Source organism: Chitinophaga cymbidii (assembly GCF_007992715.1).
Lineage (GTDB): Bacteria > Bacteroidota > Bacteroidia > Chitinophagales > Chitinophagaceae > Chitinophaga > Chitinophaga cymbidii.
In genome coordinates this window covers 1,017,564-1,033,410 of record NZ_BKAU01000002.1, presented here as the reverse complement: position 1 = coordinate 1,033,410, position 15,847 = coordinate 1,017,564, and the positions used below count along the sequence as shown (strand labels likewise).

General features: G+C 48.7%; 9 protein-coding genes. 3 read left to right on the top strand and 6 right to left on the bottom strand.

Features of this window, described 5'->3' with window-relative positions:
* Positions 1-24 precede the first annotated feature (24 nt).
* The 3 genes from CCY01nite_RS15310 to CCY01nite_RS15300 all read left to right on the top strand — a co-directional run bounded on the left by CCY01nite_RS15310 (position 25) and on the right by CCY01nite_RS15300 (position 6,969).
* Positions 25-3,411, top strand: a complete 3,387-nt coding sequence (locus tag CCY01nite_RS15310; RefSeq protein WP_222614391.1) for a SusC/RagA family TonB-linked outer membrane protein — start codon at positions 25-27, stop codon at positions 3,409-3,411.
* A gap of 25 nt (positions 3,412-3,436) precedes the next feature.
* A complete protein-coding gene (locus CCY01nite_RS15305; RefSeq protein ID WP_146863375.1) occupies positions 3,437-5,041 on the top strand; it encodes a RagB/SusD family nutrient uptake outer membrane protein in 1,605 nt (534 codons plus the stop codon).
* Between the two features lie 68 nt (positions 5,042-5,109).
* Positions 5,110-6,969: an alkaline phosphatase gene (locus CCY01nite_RS15300; RefSeq protein ID WP_146863372.1), complete on the top strand. Its 1,860-nt coding sequence runs from the start codon at positions 5,110-5,112 to the stop codon at positions 6,967-6,969.
* Positions 6,970-7,258: 289 nt separating this feature from the next.
* Here the strand turns inward: CCY01nite_RS15300 and CCY01nite_RS15295 are convergent, their stop codons facing one another.
* Genes CCY01nite_RS15295 through CCY01nite_RS15270 form a run of 6 tightly spaced genes read right to left on the bottom strand, consistent with a single transcriptional unit; the run spans position 7,259 to position 15,513 of the window.
* On the bottom strand, positions 7,259-7,960 hold the full coding sequence (locus CCY01nite_RS15295) for a M48 family metallopeptidase (protein WP_146863369.1): 702 nt from the start codon (positions 7,958-7,960) through the stop codon (positions 7,259-7,261).
* 3 nt (positions 7,961-7,963) lie between these two features.
* Positions 7,964-11,188: a type I restriction endonuclease subunit R gene (locus CCY01nite_RS15290; RefSeq protein WP_146863366.1), complete on the bottom strand. Its 3,225-nt coding sequence runs from the start codon at positions 11,186-11,188 to the stop codon at positions 7,964-7,966.
* 12 nt (positions 11,189-11,200) lie between these two features.
* Complete coding sequence (locus CCY01nite_RS15285) at positions 11,201-12,418, bottom strand: restriction endonuclease subunit S (protein ID WP_146863363.1); 1,218 nt, start codon at positions 12,416-12,418, stop codon at positions 11,201-11,203.
* Positions 12,411-13,430 (bottom strand): virulence RhuM family protein, encoded by a 1,020-nt coding sequence (locus CCY01nite_RS15280; protein WP_146863361.1) that lies wholly within the window; start codon positions 13,428-13,430, stop codon positions 12,411-12,413. The genes CCY01nite_RS15285 and CCY01nite_RS15280 overlap by 8 nt, the downstream gene beginning before the upstream one ends.
* 9 nt (positions 13,431-13,439) lie before the next feature.
* Positions 13,440-14,963: a type I restriction-modification system subunit M gene (locus tag CCY01nite_RS15275; protein ID WP_146863358.1), complete on the bottom strand. Its 1,524-nt coding sequence runs from the start codon at positions 14,961-14,963 to the stop codon at positions 13,440-13,442.
* Positions 14,964-14,967: 4 nt separating this feature from the next.
* Positions 14,968-15,513 carry a restriction endonuclease subunit S gene (locus CCY01nite_RS15270; protein WP_186831077.1) on the bottom strand — a complete coding sequence of 182 codons (546 nt, stop codon included), beginning with the start codon at positions 15,511-15,513 and terminating at the stop codon, positions 14,968-14,970.
* Between the last annotated feature and the right edge of the window lie 334 nt (positions 15,514-15,847).

The following is a 15,847-nucleotide window of genomic DNA, read 5'->3' as shown; positions in this document are numbered from 1 at the left end:
ATACCCCTGTAAAAACAACACATCATGAAGAAAAAATTTACCAGACCGGAACAGCATGCCCACCGGCAACGGACGGCTGTTCCCACATTGTTGCGCCTGTGCCTGTTCATGGGCCTGCTACTGCTATCTGCTCCCGGCTTCAGCCAGCAGACAGCCCTGAATGAGCGTGTGAAATTAAATATCAGCAAAGCATCCCTTTCCAGCGTACTGGATGCCCTTGACAAACAAAGCCGTTATTCTTTCAGCTTTATCACCGGGGATTTCGACAAGATCACGGTAAATGATTTTGAAGCAAACAACATCACGCTGGGCGAAGCCCTGAACCTCCTGCGCACCAGGGCGGGCATAGAATTCAACGTGAGCAATACTTCCATACTTTTCCGCAAAGCAGCCGCACCGGCCGCCACAACCATCCCGGCCCAGTCCCGCGACCGCAAGGTAAAAGGCCGGGTAGCCACTTCTGACGGCGAACCCGTGCCCGGTGTGACCGTATGGGTGAAAGGCACCGAAAAAAGGGCCATCACCGATGCGGACGGCCGGTACGAGATCAGCGTAAATGAAGGCGATGTGCTGCGCTTCAGCTCCGTGGGCTTCGAGAACCGGGAACTGCCGGTAGAGAAGTCGGGGGAAATGGACGTAGTGCTGGCGAACAGCCGGCAGTCGCTGAACGAAATAGTGGTGCTCGGCTACGGCACCGCCAAGAAAGCGGACCTGTCCGCCGCAGTTTCCGTAGTGCCGGACATGGAGCAGATCAGGAGCCGCCCCGTGCTGAACGTACCCGCCATGATCCAGGGGAAGGTGGCCGGTGTGACCGTAGTCAATAACGGCGGCCATCCCAACAGTTCCCCCAAGGTAACGATCCGCGGCGTGGGCTCAAGAGCAACGGAAAGCGTGCTGTATGTAGTGGACGGCGTGCCCAACGCCCCGTACAATCCCGCGGACGTTGAATCCATCACCATACTGAAAGATGCCGCTTCCGCGGCGATATACGGCGCTTTCTCCGGCTCCGCGGGCGTGATACTCATCACCACGCGCCAGGCCAGAAAAGGGGCGCCCGGCGTTGAATACACCGGCTTCACCGGCATCAAGAACGCCTGGAGGCTGCCGCAGTCCCTCCGCGCGGAAGACGAAGCCAAAGTATCCAACCTTGCGTACACCAACGCCGGCCTTACGCCGCTCAGCGGCTGGGACGCCTCCGTGAACCCTTACGCACAGGTGACCCGCACGGACTGGATGGACGAGATCTTCCGCACCGGCATCGTTCAACGGCATACCGTCAGCGTGAACGCGGGAACCGACAAATTCTCCACCCTCCTGCAGGCGAGATATGAAAACGAAGAAGGCACCCTTATCAATACCTACAACAAAAACCTTTCGCTCCGCCTGAACGCTTTCTACGAATTCAGCCACAACATCAAGGTCCGCCAGGAACTGTTCTGGAACAATAACGACAACCGCGGCACGGAAACATCCAGCGGCTACAGCGGCAGCATCCTCTCCGCGATCTACATGCCGCGTTCCGCCACACCGTATTATGAAGATGGAACATTCGGCGGCGTAGGCCCCCGCGAATCCGACTACCTTGGCATCCACGGCGACGCCATCAACCCCGTTGCCACCCTGCTGCGGAACAAACCTTTCAACAAAGGCAACGACCTGCAATCCGTCACCGAGCTGTCGGTATCCGACATCGTGAAAGGCCTGAGCTTCCTCTCCCGTTTCGCCTACCGCAGCAATAGCTCGCTGTGGAAGAACTTCGAGCCGCGCAGGACCGAGCCCGGCAAGCCGAACAACCAGAACACGCTCTCCTACTCCACCAACCGCGAGTATAGCTGGATATGGGAGAACACCGCCACGTACAACCGCATTTTTAACAAACATAACATCGGCGCCATGGCATCTGTAACGGCGCAGGAAAACGGCGCGCGCTCCTTCAGCGCGGCAGCAAAAGGCATCGAGAACGAAGCGGACTGGTCAAGATTCTTCATCAACGCCAGCATCTTCGATCAGAACCGCCCGACGGACGATCAGTGGGAAGACCGCAACCTCTCTTACGTAGGAAGAATTTCCTATAGCTGGGCAGACCGCTACTTTGTGACCGGCAGCTACCGTTTTGATATCGCCGGCCGCCTGGCGGCAGACAACCGCGTGAAAGGCTTCCCCGGTATTACCGCGGCCTGGAAACTCAGTTCCGAACCGTTCTTTAACGTGAAAGGCGTTGACCTGATCAAGATACGCGCCAGCTGGGGACGCATCGGCAACATTGGTTCCGTTGGCCGCTACTACGGCTATCCCAAGCTCAGCTCCAACCATACCTACCAGGTGGGAGAAACCTCTCCGCAGTCCAATGCGCTGTATATGAACAGCCTTTACAATCCTGATCTTACCTGGGAAACTTCCAGGCAATCCGATATCGGTCTTGATATCAGCCTGATGGATGAAAGACTGAACATCACCGTCGATTATTTTGACAAGCTGACGTACGACCTTATCAAATTGCAGGATACCGACTGGCCCAATACCTTCGGTTTTGGCGCGCCGCTCATCAACCAGGGCGAGATCCGCAATACCGGTTTTGAAGTGGCCGCCAGCTGGCGCGACCAGGTGGGCATGCTGCGCTACGAGATCGGTGGTAACATCGCCACGCTGAAGAACAGGGTAGCTTATATCGATGATAATGCCAACTCTTTCTGGTCGCACGGCGATGCGTGGAGAGGCGTATTGAATCCCTACCGCTCTGTTGTTGACCAGCCTTATTATTCTTACTGGCTGATCCGTAACGATGGTATCTTCCAGTCGGATGCGGAAGCCGCGGCTTATACAAAAGACGGCACCCGCATCCAGCCGAATGCAAAAGCGGGCGACCTGAAATTCATCGACGAGAACAATGACGGTCAGATCAATGATGCGGACAGGGTTTTCATGGGCAGCGCTTTCCCGGATTTCACCTACGGCTTCACCGCTAACCTGACGTGGAAAAATTTCGATCTCAGCATGTTCTTCCAGGGCGTAGGCGGCGTGAAGATCTTCCATGCTTTCAAACAATCCACGCTCAACGGCGCCGAACAGGGCTACAACCGCTGGGATAAAATCCTCGATGCCTGGTCCCCCGAAAACACCGGCTCGGACATCCCGCGCATATCCGCCAACGATCCGAACAAAAACTTCCAGACAGTGTCTGACTGGTATCTCGAAAACGGTAATTACCTCCGTCTCAAGAACCTGCTCATCGGCTACACTTTCCCTAAAATGTCGTGGAACGCGGGTCTGCGCGTATATGTGAGCGGCGACAACCTGCTCACCTTCACCAAATACACCGGCATGGACCCGGAAGTAGGCGGCATTGGCCTGGATGGCGGGCAATTTCCCCTTTCACGCATCTTTTCCGTAGGTGTTAAACTGAACCTCTGATCTAGCAAACAAAAAATCTAAACGGATGAAAAAGAAACTAAACAATATATTATTGCTGACATTGCTGGTGACAGGACTGAGCGCCTGCACCAAAAACTGGGTGGATACCAAACCCAACGGCGAACCCACCACCGCCTTCTTCTGGCAAAGCGATGAAGACCTTGAAAAAGCCGCGGCCGCTTTGTATGTGCCCATGCGTTACGAATCTACCTGGGGCCGTGACCTGTTCTGGATACAGGTAGCGAGCGACGACCTGGTAGTGGGACGTGTAAAGGCGGAAGCGGAAAACATCAAGAACTTCATTCCCTCCGGCCGCGAAGGTTATCTCACCACCGCATGGAATGATCTTTACTGGCTGGTCAACAAAGCCAACCAGATCATTGAAGGCATCCCCAATGCCGTGAATGTAACGGCATCCGTGCGTGACCGTACGCTCGGGGAAGCGTATTTCATGAGAGGTTTTGCGCATTTCTGGATCGCTTATATCTGGGGGCATGAGGACCAGGGCGTGCCTTTCGACGGGCCGGAGCTGGAAGGCTATGGAAGCCGCATCCCGCCGCAGCTGGCTTCTGTAAAAGACAACTACGCGCAGATCGTCAAAGACCTGGAAAAAGCCGCTGAACTGCTGCCCTTCTTTGAATCCTACGACGCCGCCAATCGTGGCAGAGCGCATAAAGCCGCGGCCTGGGCATACATGGTAAAAGCCTACGCTTACTGGGCGCAATTCGATCAGACCAAATGGGAACCTGTTCCCGCATTATGTGACAAGATCCGCACTGAAGGCAACCGCGGGCTGGTAACCGGCATGGGCAGCGGAGCGGCGAACTACCGCGCCGTATTTACCATCGCCCAGAACTGGGGGTCGGAATACATCTGGTCCGTTACCTCCGGCGTGCAGGGCGGCTCCGAGTTTCCCGGCGTTATCCTCGAAAACAAAGGCTGGGGCATTTACAATGGATGGGGATACTTCCAGCCCACGGAAGAACTGTACGACGAATATGAAGCCAACGATCCGCGGCGCGAAGTGACCATTCTCAAGTTCGGCGACAAGTTCACCTACTTCGGCGTGGAACGCGATTACTTCTCCACCAACAGCCTCTCCGGTTTCCAGATCAACAAATACATGGAACCCTACAGCTACGGCGCTGATGAAGACGCCGGCAGCAACCCGAACATCAACCCGAATGGCGACTATCCCACTACGCGCCTCAACCTCCCGTTGATCCGCTACGCGGAGATCCTGCTGTTCAAAGCGGAAGCGCTCATCAACCTCAACAGGGCCGGCGAAGCTACCGCGCCGCTGAACGAGATCAGGAACCGCGCGGGCCTCGGAAACATCGGCGTGCCCACGCTGGAAGACCTCAAGCATGAGCGCCGCGTGGAACTGGGCTGCGAGTGGACGGACCGGCTGCAGGACCTGAAACGCTGGGGCGATTACGATATGATCAATGCCCCGCTGCATGGACGGAGCCACGCCAATTCCACCGATCCCGCATCCCCCTATACCATCAAAGAGATATGGCCGAAACGCAGCTTCGATCCCAACCGCCACATGGCCTGGCCGATCAACCCGGATGAAATTTCCCGCAGCAACGGAAAATATAAACAAACACCGGGCTGGCCCCAATAATGCCTGCCTGACCCAAAAGAGCTGTCCCAAAAGTAACCGGGACAGCTCTTTTACTAACCTTGCAACACATGAAGTATTTATTTCTCCTGCTATTGATCGCTCCCGCCGTTTCAGCCCAGCAGCGCGTTTACACCGCCGCAAACGGCCACAGCCATAATGATTACAAACAGCACATTCCCTTTCTGCTGGCCTATTACGCCGGCATGGGTTCCATAGAGGCCGATGTTTATCTCCGTGACGGCCAGCTGCTGGTAGCACATGAAAAGGAAGAGCTATCCACTGCAAAAACACTGGAAAGCCTCTACCTGCAAGCCATTGCCAAACTCCCGCCAGACAGCGCAAGAACGCTGCAACTACTGATCGACATCAAAGAAAGCTACAAAGACGTGATTCCCGCGCTGGTGAAAGCACTGCAACCCTATTTGCATGATCTGAACCGTCACGCTGTGCGCGTTGTGCTCAGCGGAAATATTCCGCCGCCGGAAAAATTCGCGGACTACCCGGATTATATTTTTTACGACGGACGACCCGCGGTGAAATACAATGCAGCGCAACTCGAACGGATCGCGATGATCAGCGATAACCTGCGCAACTACTCCGTCTGGAACGGCAAGGGAACACCCACGCCAGAGGACACGAAAAAACTCGCCGCTGTAGTGCGGCAAGCACATGATCAGGGAAAGCCGTTCCGCTTCTGGGGAACGAAAGATAACCCCAACACCTGGTCCGAACTGGAAAAGCTGGGCGCGGACTGGATCGGGACGGACCACCCGGAAGACCTGCGCGGCTTCTACGCAGGCCGTGAAAGGCTGCAATACACCAGTCCCGCTGCTTACAACATCTATCAACCTACCTACAATACAGACGGCGCTAAAAAGCGCGTAAAGAACGTGATCCTGCTGATCGGTGACGGCATGGGGCTGGCGCAGATACAGGCGGCACTGACCGCCAATGGCGGAGCGCTGCATTTGAGTATGTTCCGGCACATCGGGCTTTCCCGTACGGAAGCGGTGAACTCTGACATCACTGATTCCGCCGCAGGCGGCACGGCCATGGCCAGCGGTAAAAAAACGAATAACCGCTATGTGGGCGTAGATACTGCCGGCCGGCCGCTGACGGCTATTCCGGATACGCTTTCCCGGTACGGCATCAAAAGCGGCATCATCAGCAGCGGTGATGTCACAGACGCCACACCCGCTGCGTTTTACGCGCATCAACCCGAACGTTCTTCCACCTTTAAAATTGCAGCCGACCTGCTGACCAGTAACATTGATATACTCGTTGGCAGTAACCGTAAAAGTTTCATCGCCAACCCGGATGCACAACTGATGAAGAAGTTGCAGCAGAAAGGATTTACTTACTCTTCAGACCTTGCCGCTTTTAACAGCACTGAAAGCGGGAAGCACCTGGTATTACTGCATGATTCTGTATGCAGACCCGTAAAAAAAGGCCGTGGCGCCATGTTACAGGCTTCGCTGGAAAAAACGGTCAGCCTGTTATCCGCGAATGAACAAGGCTTTTTTATCATGGCGGAAGGCGCGCAGATCGATTACGGCGGCCATGCCAATGATCTTCCTTATGTGATCACCGAGCTGCATGATTTTGACAGGATGATTGGCGATGCGCTTCGTTTCGCGGATACGGACGGTGAAACGCTGGTGATCGTTACAGCGGACCATGAAACCGGGGGGCTTAGCATCCAGGATGCATCTTATCGCAGGAGGTTTGTGCGCGGTCATTTCAGTTCGGATGATCATACGGACATCATGGTGCCGGTGTTCGCCTATGGACCGGGAGCGGCGGCGTTTATGGGGATGTATGAAAATACGGGGATATTTGACAGGATCGTTAGGTTGATGACGGGGAAGTCGGAATCTGGCAAAATCACTGTTGATCAAAGCCCGGGATACTCGCAGCACGATCGTTAATCAGAAAAACAGCGTCCAGCAAGCCTTGCAACTTTTCATAGAGCAGCAGAAGGTCTGCCCTACGTTCAGGACTATCGTATGACGTCTCATTACTGGATAGCATTTCAGATAACCAGCTCCAAAGATTCGCCCTTAGTTCCGGCAGATCATAGAGAACACAAAAACGGTGAATGGCCCTTAGCGGGTCAGCCACTTCATCTTTCTGTAAATGTGTATAATGGAATATCGGTGAACACTGCTGCATAATAATAACCGTTTAAAAGACACTAACAATCGGGGGGGGGGGTACCTACGCGAGGCGATCCTCCAGCCTTTGCTTTCTTTTCCTCCAATCCGGCAATAGTTTTTCAAGTAATTTGAAAAACTGCCGGGTATGATTGTGATGCACCAAATGACATAGTTCATGAACAATCACGTATTCAATACAGCTTTTGGAAGCTTTAATTAATTCCAGATTCAAAATAATACTCCCTTTTCCCGTGCAACTTCCCCATCTTCCGGACATCTTGCGAATGACCAAGCGAGGTGTTTCTTTCCAATATCGTTTTATCCTCGGAAGCCAAGCCTCAAACAGTTCGCGGAATACCGCATTTGCTCTTTCCTTTTGCCAACTGCCGATAATTGCCTTAACAACCGTCGGACTTGTATCATCACTGTAAACCCATAGCTGCCCCCTATATACTTTTATCATTCGTTCCGTAGCCTTTACTACCTTCAGTTTATGTTGACGGCCAAGGTAAAGGTGAGTTTCCCCGCTAACGAACCGCCGGGGCGAAAGCGGCACCGGAAAACGGCTGAAGTACTCCTGCTGTTTTAATATCCAGGGCGCCTTCAATTTTACTTTTTCCAATATTTTATCCTCGGGAAAACTATTCGGTGCATTAACTACCACCATACCATCCGGTCGTACCTGGATAGTCAGGCTTCTCCTCGTGGTGCATTGCAATACAAAATCAATCTTCCTTGCGCCAAATCGTATGAATCGCTGCATTACTTATCTGTGTTTCGATTCTGCAATTTTAATGCTTTCATCTATCAGGTAATCAAATCGCTCCAGATCCGGATCAAATTTGTATTTGTCGGTGAAATCAAAAAGCAGATCATCTATTTCAATACGGATCTTACCTTTGACGTCCTCGTTTTTGTACCAGTCTATCACCGGTTTACCATTATCATAAATATTATCGTTTACCACATTATCAATTCCCAATGCAATCGCTACCGCTATGCCCACACTATCCCGCTCTTGCTTCAATATCTCTTTCAGCTCTTCCGATACCAGGTTATAATAGGCTATAGCATTGGCATTATCCAACAATTCCTCCGGCACATCATTGCCGTGGCCGGCAAAAAACTCAGACTCCCGTTGCATCATGCGCGCCAGGTATTCGGCCTCATCAATCCGATGCTGCCGGTAGTCATCTATTGTCTGAAGAATAAGTTCTGACAGGCGTTTATAAAACACCTGATCATCATTCATTTTTATACTGATAGCCCTGGCTGTACGGCTGGCAATGTGGTCCGCTTTGGCGGCCTTGCCGGTAATACGCTCCAGCTCCGCTTCCCTTTTTTCCTTGTCGAATATATTTACCGGGCCAGTGATCTTCAAAACTTCCCCATCTGTAGTGATATGTTTGTCGATCAGTTTTTGCACCTGGGCCTCATATTCGCTGTAATTCAATTCATCCGAGTAACGGCGCATCACGGAAGCCCGGAGGCCAAGGAAAAATGCGAGATCATTTTTATAAGTATCCACCACCTGTGCCGGGGTATCTCTGATAAAGGTAACACTGGCAAGGGCCAGTTTTAATAAACGGGTGAACAATGACAGTTTTTTGTAAAACTCATACCGGATGGCTTCATCACCCAACAAAACTTCATATGCTTCGCTATCCAGCTTATTTCTGACGTCCTTAAAAATCTCCTTCAACCCGGAATGTGCCTGCGGAAGTTGCAACAGTTCCTTCGCAATATCAACAAGCGTATCGCCGAGATCAATATCATCTATCAGGGTGTCATCATTGGCATACATTTTCAATGCGCCGTCAAGATTTTCGAGGTTGCCGAAATAGTCAACGATCAGGCCATGATCTTTCCCCGGCGCTAAACGGTTTACCCTTGCAATGGCCTGTAGCAGGGTATGTTCCTTTAAGGACCGGGTGAGATACAGCACCTGGTTTACCGGGGCATCAAAACCGGTGAGCAATTTATCTACTACGATAATAATCTCCGGCTGATCCCTGTATTTAAAATTGTGTACAATATTCTTTTCATACTTATCCGGCGTACCATACCGGCCCATCATGGCTTTCCAGAATTTCTTTATCTGGTCATCGCTTTCCTCGAAGGCATCTTCTTCCCCTTCCCGGTCGTCCGGTGGAGATATGACCACATCCACCGATACTTTACCCAAGGCTTTAAAGGCGTCCCGGTAGCGGACGGCTGCCAGTTTTGTAGGCGCCACCAGCTGCGCTTTAAACCCTGTAGCCTGGATATGATCTCTGAAGTGAAGAAATATATCTTTCGCCGTATTGTCAATAAAGTTGATGGATTGAACGATCTTGTTTCTGGCCGAGAATTTCCGCTTCGCGTTCGCCTTGCCGTAGTCTGACACATCCTCGGAAACGATATCAAAGTATTCATCCAGCGGCTTCGCATTTACATCCATTAGGTTATGACGGCCCTCGTACAACAGGGGTACAACCGCCCCATCTTTCACCGCGTCATTGATAGCATAAATATCGATCAGACCTCCAAACTTGCTGGCTGTATTCCGTTCCGCCTTTAATAAAGGTGTACCGGTGAAAGCGATGAAGCAGGCATTGGGGAACACTCTTTGCATATTTACGTTAAACGCTCCATACTGGCTTCGGTGTCCTTCGTCTACAAGTACAAAAATATCCGGAGAAGTAAAGGGCTCGGCTATCTTGACTGCATTCTCAAACTTGTTGATGATAGTAGTGATGATTGCATCGTCCTTATCCTCCAGCAGTTCTACGAGGTGGCGTCCGGTGGTAGCCTGCCTTACCGGCTTCTTGCATTTTTTAAATGTCTCTTTTATTTGTTCATCCAGTTCCAGTCTATCCGACACCAGCAGGAGCCGGGGATTTTTGATGGCCGGATGGTTGGCGATCAGTTGCGCCAGCATAACCATGGTCAGGGATTTTCCGCTCCCCTGCGTATGCCAGAGCACACCGCCCTGACGGGTACCGTCCGGTTGCTTTCTTGTGATACGGTCGATGATTTTGCGGACTGAAAAATACTGCTGATAACGGGCTATTTTCTTTTCCCCATCATCGTACAATATGAAATTATACATCAGGTCGAGCAACCTGTGTCGGTTGCAGAGGTGATACAACAGCTCGTCCTGTGCCGTTACGGCTACTTCCTGTTGCTCCAGTTCGGTAAAATAAGGCAATACATCCCGGTAGCGGTCTTTAAAAAGTACGGTACGTTCATTATCCGGCAACGGAGCATTTTTCAATTGCAGGAGTTTTGCCGGATCTTGCTCCCGGGCTTCGGCAGTCCGATATTTTTCTTTCCATACGCCCCAAAATTTCTTGTGAGTATTGGTGGTGCCGTATCTTCCATCGTTTACAGCCGTGGAAATCAGTAGGTTGGAATAGTGATACAGCGAGCGGATGCCATCTTCCTGCTGGTTTCGGGCATGCTGCTCGATCGCTTTGTCAACCGGTTCTTTCAGTTTCGGGCTTTTACATTCGATCACCACCATGGGAATACCATTGATGAAGAGTACGATATCGGAACGGTAAGTATCTTTCCTGCCTGTTCTTGTGACGTCAAATTCATCCGTGACGTGATATACATTGTTTTCCGGATGTTCCCAGTCGATATACCGGAATGTAAAGCTCTTTTTATCCCCTAGAATGGTTTGTTCCAGGCTTTTACCCAGTGTTACAAGATTATAGAAAGCCTGGTTGGCACTTATAAATCCTTCATATACCGGTAAATCGCGCAACGCAACAATACCGTTATTGATATTCGCATCGTCAAAGGGAAATTCCCTCCCCTTATACTCGATCTTGTTGATCTTCTTCAGTTGCTCCTTTAAGATACTCTCCAACAGCACATTGGCATTGCGGCCTCCCCGGGCCTCCAACGCTTCCTCGGGCGTCAGGTAGCGATACCCGAGCTTCATCAGGAGTTGAAGCGCTGGTATCTGGGAAATGTGGGTTTCTTTTAAAGACGGTGTGCTCATTGTAGATTGATTTTATGCGGCCGGTTCGGGTGTTTTCACGCGGACTTCGCCGGTGAGGAGTTTTTGCATGAGGTATTTCTTTTGTTGTTGAAGATATTCGAGCTTGCTTTTATAATATTCTATCTCTCTACTGGCATCATCCAAAACACTAGCTATTGTATCCTGTTCTTCAAGTGAAGGATGAGGCAATTTTATCATACTAAAATCCTCATAACTTACCTGCTTGCCATCACGTATTCCTATTACTGCTACTGCTAAATGGCCAATAAAATCATAAGATTTGAAATAGTGCTTATAAAATCGAGGGGAGATTTCCCTTTTGGGCTTCAACACAGTATAAGCAGGGCTTACGATTCCTCGATACTCGGAATATTCAATTCCACCTTGAAATGATCTCAGACTAATAACAAAGTCTCCTCTTTCTACTAACTTAAATGAATTTACGTCACCGGTTGGCATAGTAACCCTTGCTTCCAGCATAGTTCTTGGAATAATTCCCTTATCCTGTGTAGCAGATAATAGTATCTCCCCATCGGTATTTTTATTTGATATACTTTTAAAAACTTCGTTTGCAGCCAATTTTCTCCATTTTTTCTTTGCAAAAGCAGGAATTCTCCTTTTTCCTGTCAACAACTGCTGCATCAATCCTTTATTCCGGTTTTGTAAGGCAGAAATCAGATTCTGTGTAATTGAAAGAGCTTCGTCCCAACTTGCCAAAATTTTAACAATGCTTTGTTGTTCGGAAATTGGAGGCAAAAGCACTTTATAAGGTATAATATGTTTATTGTTGATTTGAGGTATAGTTGATGTATCAGCAATCTTATAAAGTTCGATTTGGCTAATTTTATAATACAAAAATTCGCTATCCAGTTGTTCATCCAGTGGAAAAATAGCCATTAAGTTGCTATCAATTTGAGCTTTAACTTTAGATATCCGCACTTTATTATTAAGAATAGCAGCTCCTCTTTTGGGAAAAATAATCGAGTACTCAGGAATCAAATTTTTCTCCAAATCTGTATATTCTCTGCTTGTCTTCTGATATTTACTATTATTGTTTAAATCTTCAACCTTTAAATAAGGATATATCCCCTTCAAATGAAGACTCTGCTTATCAGGACTATTCCCGCTAATAATATTAACTAAATCCCCCAGTCTCTTAGCTTTCCATCCTTGTGGTCTTTTATCTGTAATACTTTTTCCCTTAACATTTGGAATTGTCTTATTACTCATCTTTCTTACTTTTATTTTTAGCAGGAAGTTTTTTCGCCATTTTATCAAAATCACTTTCAAACCGCTGATCCTGCACAATGCGGAACTTCTCAAACTCCTTTTCGGCCAGCTTCTTTGCAATATCATGCCGGATGCTACCGGCGTCTTTCAGGATATTATATTCGTTGAACTGCAGGAATCCGTCCAGCTTACCCACCCAATCTGTCATGCTCATGGGGATCTGCCGTTTAGCCTGATTCTCTGCATAGTCGAGGTACATGGAAACAATGCGGTTCAGTTCGTCTATCTCCTCTTCGCTCATGTAGTTTTTGGCAATGCTTACATCGGATTTCATGATTTTACCGTCCGGCGCATGCTTCCAGGTTGTGAGGCCCATGTTAGGTTTGGTGGCATCCACCCGATTGTGGATAATCTCCGCGGCAGTTTGACCGGTGATCGCCCAGTGCAGCTTGTTCTGCACCGTTTTATAAAAAACCTGTGTAGTGTCTGCCGCTGGATCGTAGTCGATACTGCATTGTGCGTAGATATCCGTGATCTTCTGATAAAAGCGGCGTTCACTGGCCCTTATTTCGCGGATGCGTTCCAGCAATTCGTCAAAATAGTCCTTTCCGAACTGCTTGCCCTGCTTCAACCGTTCATCATCCATTACAAATCCTTTGATGATAAATTCACGCAGGGTTTTGGTAGCCCATATGCGGAAACGGGTGGCTTCAAGGCTGTTCACCCGGTAACCAACCGCTATTATAGCGTCCAGGTTATAAAACTCAACTTCCCGCGAAACTTCCCTACTGCCTTCAGTTTGAACTATCCGGAATTTCCGGATAGTTGCCTCCGGTTCCAGCTCAGAACTATTGAATATATTTTTAATGTGTTCATTTACAGTACGAACATCCACACCAAACAGTTCTGCCATCTTTTTCTGTGACAACCAGAATGTTTCATCTTCAAAAAACACTTCAATTTTACCATTCCCTTCCGGGGTGGAGTAAAGTAAGACCTGAAACTTTTCCATGTGCATGATTTAAAAACCCAGCTCCTTTAAATATTCCTCCATTTTTTTCTCCACCACATCCAGTTCCAACCTCAACTTCTTTATTTCTTCCTGCGTAGCTTTGATATCAATTTCTTCTTCTTCCTCGAACGTATCTACATAACGGGGGATATTCAGGTTGTAATCATTTTCAGCAATCTCTTTTATAGTAGCCCGGTAAGCATATTTATCCTCAATCACTTGTCCTCTCTCACCAGCTAGTGGTTGAGCCGCTCTAAAGGCCTTATATGTATCTACCATATGTTCAATATCTGCGGGACGCAATCTGTTTTGATTTTTCCCGGATTCAAACTCACGGCTGGCATCAATGAACAGTACATCTTTATTCTCTCCTTTCCCTTTATTAAAAATGAGGATGGCCGCCGGTATGCCGGTACCAAAAAAAAGATTGGCAGGTAACCCGATCACTGCTTCAAGCAGATTAGATTGTATCAGTTCCTTCCGGATCTTTCCCTCGCCGCTGCCACGGAACAATACTCCATGCGGCGCAATTACGCCCACTTTACCGGTATCTTCATACGCCGTTTCGATCATATGCGTAATAAAAGCATAATCTCCTTTGCTTTTAGGTGGAATCCCCCTGTGAAAGCGGCTATAACGGTCAGTTGAAGCATTTTCCGCGCCCCATTTGTCTAGTGAAAAAGGCGGATTGGCTACCACAACATCAAACTTCATCAATTCATCGTCTTCCAGCAAACGCGGATTGTTGATCGTATCGCCCCATTCAATTGTAGCATTATCCATTTCATGCAGGAACATATTCATCCTGGCCAACGCCCAGGTGCTGCCATTATTTTCCTGGCCATAGAGGGAAAAGTTATTATTACCGACTTCCCTCGCCACTTTGATCAGCAAAGAACCGGAACCGCAGGTCGGGTCACAGATGCGGTTTCCCGGTTGTGCATCCACCAACTTCGCTAACAATGTTGATACTTCGCCGGGCGTATAAAACTCTCCGGCCTTTTTACCAGCTTCGCTGGCAAATCTTGCGATCAGGTATTCGTATGCATCGCCGATCACATCATTTCCTTCCAAATGAGAAGGTTGAAGATCGAGTGCCGAAAAATCAACCAGCAGGTTTTTCAGGCGACGGTTCCGGTCATTCGTCTGGCCGAGGTTTGCCTCACTGTTGAAATCAATATTCCTGAAAACGCCCTCCAGCTTAGTGCGGTTAGCGTCCTCCAGCATATCCAGTGCCTTATTGATCACTTCTCCCAACTCCTTGTTATTCCGTTCTTCAAATAACCGGTCGAAAGTACAATCATCCGGCACCATAAAGCGCTCATTCCGCAACGCTCGCTCTACACGAATTTTCTCGTTCTTGTATTTTTCCGCATAAGCTTCCCTTCTGTCTTTCCATACATCCGTCAGATATTTCAGGAAGAGCATGGTGAGAATGTAATCTTTATACTGTGTAGGATCAATTGTACCGCGGAATGTATCGCAGGCTTTCCAGACTATATTATTGATCTCCTTTTGAGTAAACTTCTTCATATGACTACCTGATTATTTTTGACATAATTATTTTATATAATTCCTTTTTCTGGCGGATCATTTCTTCCGCAATACGTATCTCGGCCGCATGACCCGTTGAGAATGCCACTATTTGCTGCTGACGCTTCAGTGGAGGAACCGTGATTTCCAATGCACCCAATTCCGATTTACGGATAGAAAAAATATTGGTACCTCCACCCAGTTGCCGGAATGCTGATTTACTTTGTGGTGCATTTAGTACAGCTGCCAGGTATTCCGGATAAATAGCTGAGGATTTCGGCCGGAGTACAAAAAAGATAGAAGACGCAACCGCAGGGCCGTATTCTTCCCGGTAACACCAGGCAAACAGCCTGTTTCCTTTTCCGACAAACAGCACATCACCATCCTTGAGTAAAAATTCCGCACTTTTTTCGTCATAGCTGATATACTCTTCCTCTTCCGGCATCCACCTTCCTTCCTCGTCGAACTGCCGCACCTGCAAGTACAGAATATTTCCCCGTTCTATGGGAACTACATGTAATCCAAAGCGAATATTCGCAATATCTTTCACATTTGCACGAATTGACTCCCTCATTTTTATTTTATTGTAGATGATTTCATAATGCGAAAATAACAATCATTACCGAAGAGTTAAAATTTATTTTTATTGTAGAGTTATTCGAATAAAGTACACTTTGGTCAGGCCCCCCTCTCCCATAGCTATTTCTATGAGATAAGCCATATATAAGCCATATATAACCCATATACAACTCATATATAAGCCATCCTAATAAGATATGGGTTATCTATGGCTTATCATTGTGTTGATAATTACTTTATAATAAATTGCCTGAATAAGACCGGTATTTCATTGCTATCCCGTACATAAAAATGAACGATCCGGA

Bases quoted from the DNA above. Each gene is read 5' to 3' on its own strand.
- CCY01nite_RS15285 (WP_146863363.1), bottom strand. From the start codon at position 12,418: ATGAGTAATAAGACAATTCCAAATGTTAAGGGAAAAAGTATTACAGAT.
- CCY01nite_RS15290 (WP_146863366.1), bottom strand. From the start codon at position 11,188: ATGAGCACACCGTCTTTAAAAGAAACCCACATTTCCCAGATACCAGCG.
- CCY01nite_RS15310 (WP_222614391.1), top strand. From the start codon at position 25: ATGAAGAAAAAATTTACCAGACCGGAACAGCATGCCCACCGGCAACGG.
- CCY01nite_RS15305 (WP_146863375.1), top strand. From the start codon at position 3,437: ATGAAAAAGAAACTAAACAATATATTATTGCTGACATTGCTGGTGACA.
- CCY01nite_RS15275 (WP_146863358.1), bottom strand. From the start codon at position 14,963: ATGAAGAAGTTTACTCAAAAGGAGATCAATAATATAGTCTGGAAAGCC.
- CCY01nite_RS15280 (WP_146863361.1), bottom strand. From the start codon at position 13,430: ATGGAAAAGTTTCAGGTCTTACTTTACTCCACCCCGGAAGGGAATGGT.
- CCY01nite_RS15295 (WP_146863369.1), bottom strand. From the start codon at position 7,960: ATGCAGCGATTCATACGATTTGGCGCAAGGAAGATTGATTTTGTATTG.
- CCY01nite_RS15300 (WP_146863372.1), top strand. From the start codon at position 5,110: ATGAAGTATTTATTTCTCCTGCTATTGATCGCTCCCGCCGTTTCAGCC.